Annotated in this window: 9 protein-coding genes; 4 read left to right on the top strand and 5 right to left on the bottom strand. The window is 60.5% G+C overall.

Annotation, left to right across the window (positions count from 1 at the left end; genetic code table 11):
* Positions 1–239: 239 nt before the first annotated feature.
* Positions 240–1,784 (top strand): hypothetical protein, encoded by a 1,545-nt coding sequence (locus tag I9185_RS19505; RefSeq protein WP_171637957.1) that lies wholly within the window; start codon positions 240–242, stop codon positions 1,782–1,784.
* Between the two features lie 70 nt (positions 1,785–1,854).
* Here the strand turns inward: I9185_RS19505 and I9185_RS19500 are convergent, their stop codons facing one another.
* Positions 1,855–3,225, bottom strand: a complete 1,371-nt coding sequence (locus tag I9185_RS19500; protein WP_210093876.1) for a nucleotide sugar dehydrogenase — start codon at positions 3,223–3,225, stop codon at positions 1,855–1,857.
* A gap of 163 nt (positions 3,226–3,388) precedes the next feature.
* Positions 3,389–4,480, bottom strand: coding sequence for an NAD-dependent epimerase/dehydratase family protein (locus I9185_RS19495; RefSeq protein WP_209835477.1), 1,092 nt, complete (start codon positions 4,478–4,480; stop codon positions 3,389–3,391).
* Between the two features lie 171 nt (positions 4,481–4,651).
* Between I9185_RS19495 and I9185_RS19490 the strand changes: the two genes are divergently transcribed.
* The 3 genes from I9185_RS19490 to I9185_RS20640 are packed head-to-tail and all read left to right on the top strand — an operon-like array spanning position 4,652 to position 7,954.
* Positions 4,652–5,623, top strand: coding sequence for an NAD-dependent epimerase/dehydratase family protein (locus I9185_RS19490; RefSeq protein ID WP_171725045.1), 972 nt, complete (start codon positions 4,652–4,654; stop codon positions 5,621–5,623).
* A 13-nt stretch (positions 5,624–5,636) separates the two neighbouring features.
* The gene (locus I9185_RS19485) at positions 5,637–6,416 is read left to right on the top strand and encodes a methyltransferase domain-containing protein (protein ID WP_170347056.1); all 780 of its coding nucleotides are present in this window, start codon (positions 5,637–5,639) and stop codon (positions 6,414–6,416) included.
* Positions 6,413–7,954, top strand: a complete 1,542-nt coding sequence (locus I9185_RS20640; protein WP_210093875.1) for a GMC oxidoreductase — start codon at positions 6,413–6,415, stop codon at positions 7,952–7,954. The genes I9185_RS19485 and I9185_RS20640 overlap by 4 nt, the downstream gene beginning before the upstream one ends.
* A 3-nt stretch (positions 7,955–7,957) precedes the next feature.
* Here the strand turns inward: I9185_RS20640 and I9185_RS19475 are convergent, their stop codons facing one another.
* The 3 genes from I9185_RS19475 to I9185_RS19465 are packed head-to-tail and all read right to left on the bottom strand — an operon-like array spanning position 7,958 to position 11,108.
* Positions 7,958–8,707 carry a polysaccharide deacetylase family protein gene (locus I9185_RS19475; RefSeq protein WP_210093874.1) on the bottom strand — a complete coding sequence of 250 codons (750 nt, stop codon included), beginning with the start codon at positions 8,705–8,707 and terminating at the stop codon, positions 7,958–7,960.
* Between the two features lie 2 nt (positions 8,708–8,709).
* Entirely contained in the window at positions 8,710–10,149 is a 1,440-nt protein-coding gene (locus I9185_RS19470) for an FAD-dependent oxidoreductase (protein ID WP_210093873.1), read from the bottom strand.
* A complete protein-coding gene (locus I9185_RS19465) occupies positions 10,146–11,108 on the bottom strand; it encodes a lysylphosphatidylglycerol synthase transmembrane domain-containing protein (RefSeq protein WP_210093872.1) in 963 nt (320 codons plus the stop codon). Before I9185_RS19465 ends, I9185_RS19470 begins: the two co-directional genes overlap by 4 nt.
* Positions 11,109–11,110: the final 2 nt, after the last annotated feature.

Raw genomic sequence — 11,110 nt, 5'->3', positions numbered from 1 at the left:
TTTTTTTTTGGGAAATAGGGGAGTATCCGGATTAGCTTTACCAGGAAGGGCGCAGACGTCCGATTTGGATCGTTGAAGGCAGCTTGGATTCGACGCTCAGTGATAGCCGCTTTTTAGTCTGCTACGCCCCCCTATTGCGCGCATTTGTGAACCACATGTGTCAGGGGTCATTTGGCGTTAAGGGTCGGTAATACGCTCGAAGGAGGAATCAAAATGAAAGACTTAAAGCAAACAAAGCCATGAAGAACTCGTATGTCTTCATTCGCTTGGCTTTACCTCTGCTGATTTTTTTAGGGGTTCTCATATTCCGAGACGCTCTCGTGGATTTTCTGGAGACTACGACTGGTAGTTTAGGTTTCATGCTGCGTTTAATCGGGGGCATTTCAACCGTTTGGGAAAGAGCTCTGCTGTTTGTATTGATTGTCCTGGCTTTGGGTGCTGTGATCTTCCTGCTTTCCCGTTTCTTACCAAAACGCATCAGGTCACTTGCGTTGTTTGTCCTTGTCGTGGCGGGCGTCAGCTGGGCGTTGTATCCATGGACGGGACGTGACGCAGTTGTGCTTGGCGTTGTCAGCGGTGGGGTTTTGATTGCGAATTCCGGGGTGTTCTGGGCGCAATATCTTCGTAAGCCGGTGTCCGCCAGATTAATTGATGCAGTGATGATCTGCGCGGTTGGTCTGGCCGAAATATTGTTTCCGCGCCCCTACTATCTTTGGATAAGATGCAAGCTTGGTTCAGATGCACCACGCAAAGAGCCCGGTTTTGGACGCTACATTCCTGGTGTTGTTGTCGCCTCTGCTCTCATCGTTGTTTTTTTTCCTTTTCCGAGGTTGGCAGAAATTGGACAAAACCTGTTTATGTCCCCTCAGGCCAAAGTCATTTTCGGCCCGCGTTTCGGAATTTACACAAAGTACGATATAACTTCGATGGTGTTTGATCCTGTTTCAGGTCAGCTTTTTTTATGCGGAAACGGGACAAATACGTTGCTGGTGCTGCTCCCCGAAACTCAAGAGGTAAGCGATACGGGGATCATAACCGACAAAACTCAATTCTGTGTTTTTGACCCTGGCCGCAGGCAAATATCTTTCGCCAATCGGGCTGCTGAGAAGTTGGTTTTAGTGGATGTTGAAAGCCGCAAGATCGTGTCCGACCGTGCGTTGGGAACGTTGCCCCCTGGGGAAATTATTATGGGTTACAATTCTTCGGAAAACGTTCTTATTGCAGCGTCCGAAGCCGCAGAACGGGCGGAAGATATAGACTCGGTGCAAATATTCGATGCCAATAGCCTGGCGCGCAAGTTGACACTGGACGTGGATCCCGGAAATCTGATCACCCATCCTCTTAAACCAATTATGTATGTGAATTTTTTCTTCCGTGATGAAGGCGTACATGCTTTCAACCTGAGGAATGGAGAGCTGCTCGCCAGCAGTCCTTCGGACGACCGCAGTGACCGATCTACGGTTGACGTTTCACGAGAAGAATTGCTGGTGACCTCGCCGGTGCACGCGCGTATTCAGGTCTTTGATACGACCACTTTGGCATCAAAGAACAGCTTTCCCACTGTATTTGGCGCGCGCGGGTTGGCATTGGATGCAGAGCGTGACCTGCTTTTGGTCGGAAGTATATTGACGAACCAGGTTGACGTGGTTGATCTGAAGACTCGAAAATCTCTGCGGCGTTACAGGCTTGGGCCCTGGCTGCGCGATATCGTCATCGATCCCGAGAGCGGGACAGCCTATGTTTCTTCGCGCTTTGCGGTTTATCAATTGAATTACCTGGAGTGATTTGCCGTCGGAATGCGCAATCCCACCGAGTGTTCCGAAGGTATAGACACCCCCGCCGACCACAAGACGGTCACATCTTGACCAAGCGCCCGTCTGCCACCCTGATCCCCTGCTTTTCAAAGACGTTGCGCGTGTCAAAGACCAGCGCGGCCTCGCGCGCGACCAGACCATAATCCGGGGCGCTGTGATCGGTGATTACGGCCACCGCCGCATAGCGTTTCAGGTTGTCCGCCGTCAGTGGCTGGGATGTCCGGCCCGCAAGCTGCGGGTATTCGCCACCTTCGGGCAGGCGGGGGAAATACGGATCGTGATAGTCAATCTCGGCCCCCAGCTTTTCCAGCTCGTCCAGCAGCACCAGCGCCGGGCTGCGGCGGGTATCCTCGACATCGCGCTTATAGGCGATGCCCATCAGCAGAATGCGCTGTCCGGTCAGGGGGTGCCCGGTTTCCGCCAATGCAGACCCGTTGCGCGCGGCCAGTTCCGCCGCCATCCGTGCCGCCAGCATTTCCGGCACCGCGTCATTGCTGGCGCGGGCCAGATTGATCAGCGGCGTATCAGATCCTGCATCCGCGGCGCGCCAGGCCAGATAGGCCGGAGACACCGGGATGCAGGCCCCACCAATTCCAGGACCGGGATAGAAGGGCATAAAGCCGAACGGCTTGGTCGCCGCAGCCTCGATCACTTCCCAGACATCCACGTCCATTGCTTCAAGCGCGGTCTTCAATTCATTGACCAGCGCGATATTGACGGTGCGAAAGCTGTTTTCGACCAGCTTCACCGCTTCGGCCGTGGCGGCCGAACTGACCGGTACGGCGCTGGTGACGATGGCGCGATAGAAATCCTCGACCAGTTGCCGCGACAGCGGATCGTCGGCGCCGACCACCTTGGGGATACTGTGCGTGTCGAACTTGTCATTGCCGGGGTCTTCGCGCTCGGGCGAGAAGGCCAAAAAGAAATCGGAACCTGCCCGCAAACCGCCCGCTTCGAGGATCGGCTGAACCAGCGTGGTCGTGGCGCCGGGCCAGACGCTGCTTTCCAGCACCACCATCTGACCGGGGCGCAGATGCTGTGCGATGGTCTGCGCGGCGGCGGCGACAAAACGCATGTCGGGATCTTGTGCGTCGGTCAGCGGGGTCGGCACACAGATCAGGATGATATCGGCCTCGGCCAGTGCTGCGGCGTCCTGCGTTGCGCGAAAGCGCCCACTCTCCACCGCGTGTGCGATCCGATCCGGTGCCAGATACGAGATGACCTGACCCCCCTGATTGATCCGCGCCACCCGGTCGGGGTTGAGATCAACGCCGGTGGTATCAAACCCTTCATCATAAGCCGTCAGCGCCAGCGGCAGGCCAACATAGCCCAGCCCGACCACGGCAACCCGCGCATCGCGCGCCGCGATAAGCTGCTTGAGGGACTGATGGTGCGAGGTTTCGTAGTTCATAATCTATCCTGATCGTACAAAGTCACACTGAATTAAAATTAGCTTAGCAGATTGGAAACCTTCTCTCTTCATCGGATAGGACAGATCGGGAACGAAGCCAACTAATTTGTCGTTCCCGGCAAAGACCCGGAATGGGTGTTTCCAAAAACAAGGCAGTCTTGAATCAGCGTGCCGATTGTTTTCGCATATGCTCGATCCATTCGTCGAAGGAAACACGAGGCACATACCCGATCTGATCCTGTGCATATCGGGTTGAAACCTCTGGCTGACCGGCAAAAAGTCTGCGTCCCGCCATGTCAGGCATCACGGGCCGGGGTTTTGCCAGCCGGGCCTGAACGGACCGTGCCCAGTCTGCGGCGGCCTCGACCCGGCGGCGCCCGACAAGGCGGCGCAGATGCGCGCTGAGCTGCCCCGCCAGAGAGGGGCCTGCGGGCGCATTGCCATTGGGCGACGGGGGCGGGGCCGGGTTCGCAGCCGGATCAATCCGCACCTCTCCGCATCTGGCAAGGCGGGCATAGCCTTCGAAAAACGTCTTCCACCCCAGCGTGTCCGGTCCGCTGATCAGGTATCGCTCGACCCCGGTCCGGGGTGATGAGGCCGCGCGCAGGGCGGCCTGTACCACGTCATCGACATGCACGGCCGGGCATTGTCCGGGCGGGTCGGGCAGGATGATGCCGCCCCTGCGCATCATCGCCAATGGCCCGTTGGTCCAAAGTGCACTGCCGGGCCCATAGACGATGGTCGGCTGCAAGATGGCGGCGTCGCATTTCCCCTGCAACAGTCTCTGTTCCATCGCAATTTTGGCACCGCGATAGCTTTGCACATCTTCCGGCGTGATCGGGTTGCGTTCGGTGATCGGCCCGTTGGGCCAGCTGTCATAGACCACGGCGGAACTCAGATGCACGATACGGTTGCAAGACCCGTCTTCGGCGGCTTTGGCAAGCGCGTCGAAGGCTGCAAGGTTGTCCGCGCCGGAGGCCCGGAAATCATAAGCCAGATGAAACAGAGCCGCCGCACCGTCCAGCGCCTGCGTCAGAGCCGGGCCAGGGTGCAGCGGGCAAACCAGTGCCTTTGCTCCGGCCTGTTCCAACGTGGCAGCCCCGTGGCGTGTGCGCAGCAAGGCGGTCACGTCACATCCCAGTTTCAGCAGCGCATCGATCAGGCGCCGGCCGATAAAGCCGGTGGCGCCGGTCACGACCACGCGCTGGCCTGCAAGCCCGTCGCCGGGGCGGGGGTCCACGTGTTTTTCGGTCATGTCCGCAGGTTCAACATTCTTAATGCGTTGTGCAACAATTCAGCCCTTTTTCCAAAACTGTGCAGGCCCGGCCTGTCAGCGCACCATAGCGGTATCTACCATTTGGTGGCCACCGATCCCTATGCTAAGCCTGTGGCATTAGAGTGGATTCTGTTGGTACGAGGGTTTTTCATGCAAATTTTGATCACGGGCGGGGCCGGTTTTATCGGATCACATCTGGCCGAGCGCCTGATTGGCAATGGGCATGAGGTGACGGTGCTGGATGACCTGTCCACCGGATCGCTGCAAAACCTGTCTTCCGTTCAGGATCATTCCGCCTTTCGTTTTGTCGAAGGCAGCGTTCTGGATGCCACATTGGTCGAGGAACTGGTCGGGGCTGCTGACGCGGTGTTTCACATGGCCGCCGCGGTCGGGGTCAAGCTGATCATGGATCAGCCCAGCCAGTCGATTGCGACCAATGTGGACGGCACGCAGAACGTGTTGCGCGCGGCCCTGCGCCACAAGCCCCTGGTCTTCATCGCCTCCAGTTCCGAGGTCTACGGCAAGGCATCGAAGTTCCCGTTCAACGAGGATGACGACCTAACGATTGGCGCCACAAGCATTCTGCGCTGGTCTTATGCCTGCGCCAAAACGCTGGATGAGTTCATGGCACTGGCCTATGCGCGCGAGGTTGATCTACCGGTGATCGTCCTGCGCTTTTTCAACACGACCGGTCCGCGCCAGACCGGGCGTTATGGCATGGTTGTTCCGAACTTCATCGAAGCGGCGCTGACGGATCAGCCCATTCAGGTTCATGGCACCGGCGAGCAATCGCGCTGTTTCAGCCATGTGGCCGATGTGATCGAGGCGCTTGTGCGTCTGCTCGATGTCCCCGAAGCCCGGGGGCAGGTCTTCAATATCGGTGGTGAACAGGAAGTGACGATCCGGGGGCTGGCCGAAAAGGTCATCGCGATGACGGGCTCAACCTCGGAAATCCGGCTGGTGCCTTACGAAGAGGTCTATCCCGAAGGGTTCGAAGACATGGCCCGCCGTCTGCCCGATGTGTCCAAGCTGCGGCGGTTCACCGGGTTCAGCCCGGCGCGCACGCTGGATGATATCATCGCCGATATCATGGCCGAGAAACGCGCCAAAGCCTACGCATGAAGAGCCAAACACGATGACACCGGGACAAAGAGTTGAAAAGCTGGTGCGCGACACCGCGACCGTGCTGCTGCCGGACCGGCTGCGCAAATGGATCCGTAAACAACAACGGTTGCACAATCTTCAGTCGGTGCCGGTTGGGTCGGTCGATTTCGGCGGCTTACGGCGATTGTCGCCGATCAGTGCCGTGTTCGGGCAGGATCGCGACCTGCTGACCATCGAACGCCATTACATGGAAGAATTCCTGCAAAACCACAGCGACGATATCCGTGGCCGGGTTCTGGAATTCGGCGATCCGGCCTATACGAAGAAATTCGGCGGTGACCGGGTCACGCAGGCGGATGTACTGAGCTATGTCGAGGGCAATCCACAAGCGACCATCGTGGCGGATATCACCGATGCGCCGCATATTCCCGACAACAGTTTCGACTGCATCATCATCACCCAGACCCTTCAGATGATCTTTGAGGTCGACAAGGCGATTGCAACGCTGGAACGCATTCTGAAACCCGGTGGCGTGGTGCTGTGCACCTCGCATGGGATGACCCGTGTGGCGCGGCGCGAAGGCGTGGATGACTGGGGCGAATACTGGCATTTCACCAGCCAGTCCAAGCGCCGCCTGTTCCGGGCGGTCTTCCCGGCAGAGAATGTCGAGGTGTCGACCGTTGGCAACGTCTTTACCTGCATCTGCAACCTGCACGGCCTTGGGGCCAGTGAAATTGCGCCCGAAGAACTGTCCACCCATGATCCCAACTATGAAATGCTGGTTCTGGTCCGGGCAGTAAAGGCGCAGTGAGCGATCTTGTCATAGGGTCCGGGCCTGCCGGGGTTTCCGTCGCCCGGGCCTTGCTGGCGCGGGGGCGAAACGTCACGATGCTGGATGTCGGGGTGGAATCAGGGCCCGGGGTCACGGACCGGGTGCAGCAGATGTCCCGAACCCGCGCCGAAGACTGGAGTGCCGAGGCGCGTACAGCCTGGATGGAGCCTCAGTTTCAGGCCCCGGAGGGCGAGGTGTGGCGCTATGGGACAGGTTATGCGCTGGCCTCATCTGCGCGTACACTGGCGGAAGGGGCGGATTGGTTTGCTTTGCGCGCGTCGCGGGCGGCGGGCGGGCTGTCCAATGTCTGGGGCGCTGCGGTTTTGCCGTATCGGCAGGCGGATATCGACGACTGGCCCATAACGACCGATGATCTTGCCCCACATTACAGCGCGGTGGCGGACATAATGCCTGTGTCCGGGCAAAAAGATGGGCTGCAAGACCTCTTTCCCGCCTGCGATATGACAGGTCGAACTCCCATTCCGCCAACCGCGCAGGCCGAGATGCTGCTGGCCCGGTCCAGGCAGAAGGCGAAGGCATTGCAGGGGGTGGGAATGCATGTCGGTCTTGCGCGTCAGGCGGTTGGACCGGGATGTCAGACCTGTGGATTGTGTCTGCACGGGTGCCCGTGGTCGTTGATCTGGTCGGCTCGGCAGGCGCGTACAACACTGCAGGCAGAGCCGGGCTTTACTTACCGCGCGGATCACGTGGTGCGGCAGGTCCGCGAGGAAGGCGACGATGTTGTCGTCACTCTGGCAGATGGCAGCGATGTCCGCGGAAACCGGGTGTTTCTGGCCGCCGGGGTGCTGGAAAGCGCGCGTATCCTGTTGGCGTCACCCGGCTTGCGGGGCAAGGAGCTGGTGTTGAAAGACAGCCAGCAGGCCTTTCTGCCGATGCTGCACCGCTGGCGGGCACCCAGGCGGCCCGATGTTTTGCCCTATCAGACGCTGCCGCAGCTTTTTGCCGAACTGGATGACCCGACCGTGTCGCGGCAACTGGTTCACGCGCAGATCTATACCTGGAATGAATACTATGCCCGCGATCTGAAACAGAACTATGGCCGCCGGATACCCGGCAGCGGGCCGCTGCTTGAGGCGCTGGCCCGACGTCTGATCGTGGCGCAGGTTTTCCTGCATTCCGATCATTCGCATGAAATAGCCTTGCGTCTGGCAGAGGATGGGCGGTTACGCCCGGAACTGAACGAAAACCCCGCAACCGCCGAGACAATGCGCGCCGCGCTTGCGCGCTATGGCCGGGCCTTGCGGGGGCTTGGTCTGACCAGCCTGTCTTTTGCAGCGCGGTTCGGGGCACCGGGGGCCAGTTTTCATGTCGGAGGTGATCTGCCGATGTCGGATGACCCGGGCCCGGGTGAAAGCGATGTGCTGGGGCGCCCGCATGGCGCGACGCGCATTCACGTCGTTGATGCCTCTGTCCTGCCGACTATCCCCGCGACGACAATTACATTCAGTGTGATGGCGAATGCCCACCGGATCGGAACGCTTGCACCCGAAGCCTGACACTCAGTTGATGGGCAGCACCCTGCTCAGCCCGCTTCGCACGCCGCGCATCAGTTTGCGGGCCGCCAAATAGGCCCCGCCACGCCCGGCAAGATGAGCCTGCCAGCGGGCGATGTCGGTGAAATAGAACATCTCGAGCCGCGGCAGGTCGTGTATATCATCGCCCGCTTTTGCCACGCCCAGCCTTGTGCCGACCGAGGTGTCGTAGTGCCGGGCGATCTGTGCGCGTACATTCGGGTTCGACGCGCCATAGGGCGGGGCGAAATGCCGGACGGGTTGACCAAGCCGGGCGGCAATATCCTGACCGGATCCGCTGACTTCATCCTCCAAGGTCTCTGCATCCAGCGTCGACAGATCGGGATGGCTGACACTATGCGCCCCGAAGCAAACCCCCTCACCGGCCAGTGTTTCGATCCGGTCCCATTCCATCAGCGGGCGGGGCGGGATGTTGCCCCCGGCCCAGCTGTCGGCGCCACCCATCAGGCCCGAGGGCAGATAGACGATCGGGCAGAAGCCATGTTCGCGCAGGATCGGCCAGGCGGTATCGGCGAAATCCTGGAACCCGTCATCGAAGCTGATGATGACCACACGGGGGGCAGGCGGGTTGGCCAGCGCGTCCGGCGTCACCACCGGCAGGCCGGACGCCGCCAGCGCCTGCATCTGTGCCGCAAAGATGTCGGGTGCGATCGAGGTTGGCCCCGGCGCGTCCGAGATCGAATGATACATCAGGATATCGGCCTGCCAGGCGGGCATGGTCAGTCTTCCACCACATGGGTGGCAAAGACCTCACGATAGCTGTTCCATTTCGCGCGGTCGATATTGCCCTTGTCGTCGATGCAATCCGCCGCGCCATAGGCCATGGCAAATGCGTGGTGCGTATTATCATGGGCGAACAGGCCCTGCCGTCCAAATACGAGTAATCCGTCCAGATCTGAGAGCCACTGATCAACCGTATCGAACCGGTCTTCATAGCCCACATCGTAGACCGGATAGGCATGGCTCAGCCGCCGGGTTTCGCAGCGGCGCACCGGCACGGTGACGGGCAGGCCCAGTTGCCCCAGCCATTTGGTGAATTCTTGCCCCAACTCCTCGTTGGACATGGACCACCATTTTTCATCCGGGTCGCAGGGCAACTCGGCGCACAGAACGGTGACGCCCTTCGGCGCGCCACTGGCGTTATAGTTCTTGGGCTCGGACATGCGGCTGATCGGGATCGACAGTTCCGGGAAATAATGCGCATCGAACTCGGTGAACTGGTCTGTCTCCAGCACCAGATACAGCAGGATCATGCCGCGGAAGCGGATGGCGCGGGCGGCCTCGACCACCTCTGCCGGAGGGTCGCTGATCAGGCGCGTCAACCCGGTCAGCGGGATGGTCGACAGGATCAGATCGCCGGTCAGGTGCCGCTCGCCCTCTTCGTCGCGGATCGTCAACCCGGTGATGCGATTGCCGTCCCGTTCGATGGCGGTGATTTCGGTATTGAACAGGAAGGTGGCGCCATTGGCCTCGGCACTGTTGCGCATCGCGTCCGAGATTTGCCCGAACCCCTTGCGCGGATAAAAGAACCGCCCCGCCGTTTCACTGCGCAGCCCCGGCAACAGGCGCAGCATCTTCATCAGGATCTTGCCGACCGATCCGCTGCCCACCCGACGTTCGGCCAGTTTCACCGCCAGCTTGTCCGGATCCAGCCCCCACAGCTTGCGCACGTATGGGAAATAGAAATTGTCCGAAATCGTCGGCCCCAGCCCGTCATACAGCACGGTCGAGAATGTCTCGGGGCCTTCGCTTTTCTTGCGGAAGGGTTTCAGCACCATGTCGCCGATCAGCGACGCGGCAAAGGGTTTGGGCAGGCGCATTAGCGCATCGGTCAGTTTCAGCGGAAAGTGAATCCATTTGCCGCCCAGCCGGATGCGCCCGTGGCGGGGGCGCAGCAGCAGATCGTCACCCAGCAGGGATTTCACATCGGCCAGAACCTCGGGCTCTGCCGCCGGATGAAACCTGTGCGAGCCGTAATCACAGATCACGCCCTCAATCGGGAATGAGGCCGAATTGCCCCCGGCACTGGGCGCGCGTTCGATCACGGTCACTTTCGCCTGCCCGGTCAGGGCATGGGCTGCGGCCAGACCGGCCGGCCCGGCGCCCAGAATGATGATTTCAGGCGTGTCGCCGCCATTGGGTCGGGAAACATCCGTCACTTGCACTCTTCCTTTTGGGAGTTTGCCGGGGTGCTGAACCGCATTCCGGACATGGTCAGAACCAGCGCGCCAAACCCGCCCGCTGTAAACAACACAACCTGCCAGACCAGCCCGGCGGCCACGACAGCTGGGACGCTGGCGCCGAAGGGGGCCAGGAAACCGGCTAATGTGGCTTCGCGCAGGCCCAGCCCGTTCAAAGACACGGGCAGCACGGCGATGATCTTGGCCAGCGGCCAGGCGAAGATCCATGGCCCGGCGGCCACATCAACACCCGCCGCCAGGGCCAGCCACCAGGCCAGCAGGACCAGCAGCAACTGGATCAGCACAGATGTGATGAAAGCGACTGCCAGCGTGCCGGGTTTGCGGCCCATCCCGGCCAGTGCATCGGCCAGACGATGGGCAAACCCCTTGCCGGGCAGGGATGGGGCATAGCGCCAGGGCAGGGGCAGCAGGCGCGGCAAGGCGACCATACCCGCCAGCGCGGCCAGCAGGATCAGCGCCACTGGCCAGATCATATGCCCGCCCGCCGCGCTTTCCCATGTCAGGACCAGGCCCAGACAGGACAGGGTCAGCAGCGCCACCATGTCGATCAGCCGGTCAACGGTTGCGCCCGCAACAACCTGCGCGCCGTCCTTCATCGCCGCCTGCGCCAGACCGGCCCGCACCGTATCGCCGCCAATTGCACCGGGCAGGCACAGGTTGGCGGCGAGACCGGCAAAATGCGCCCGGATGGCCAGCAGGGGCGAAAGCCCCCGGTTCAGCAGCAGCCACCATTTCAGGGCCGCGCCAACATGGGCCAACAGGAACAGAACGAACACGGACAGGAAGACCCAGATCGGGATCGCCCTCAGCGCTGTTACGATTGCGTCGGCCGGCAGAATCCAGAACAGGATTGCCAGCACCAGAGCCGACCCGGCCACCCGGATCAGCCAGCGCCGTTGATGTGGGTCGGAAAGCATAC

Source organism: Ruegeria sp. HKCCSP346 (genome assembly GCF_017872595.1).
Taxonomy (GTDB): domain Bacteria; phylum Pseudomonadota; class Alphaproteobacteria; order Rhodobacterales; family Rhodobacteraceae; genus Ruegeria.
This window is presented reverse-complemented; position numbering and strand designations above follow the sequence as displayed.

Bases quoted from the DNA above. Each gene is read 5' to 3' on its own strand.
- I9185_RS19475 (WP_210093874.1), bottom strand. From the start codon at position 8,707: ATGCCCGCCTGGCAGGCCGATATCCTGATGTATCATTCGATCTCGGAC.
- I9185_RS19465 (WP_210093872.1), bottom strand. From the start codon at position 11,108: ATGCTTTCCGACCCACATCAACGGCGCTGGCTGATCCGGGTGGCCGGG.
- I9185_RS19490 (WP_171725045.1), top strand. From the start codon at position 4,652: ATGCAAATTTTGATCACGGGCGGGGCCGGTTTTATCGGATCACATCTG.
- I9185_RS19500 (WP_210093876.1), bottom strand. From the start codon at position 3,225: ATGAACTACGAAACCTCGCACCATCAGTCCCTCAAGCAGCTTATCGCG.
- I9185_RS19505 (WP_171637957.1), top strand. From the start codon at position 240: ATGAAGAACTCGTATGTCTTCATTCGCTTGGCTTTACCTCTGCTGATT.
- I9185_RS19485 (WP_170347056.1), top strand. From the start codon at position 5,637: ATGACACCGGGACAAAGAGTTGAAAAGCTGGTGCGCGACACCGCGACC.
- I9185_RS19495 (WP_209835477.1), bottom strand. From the start codon at position 4,480: ATGACCGAAAAACACGTGGACCCCCGCCCCGGCGACGGGCTTGCAGGC.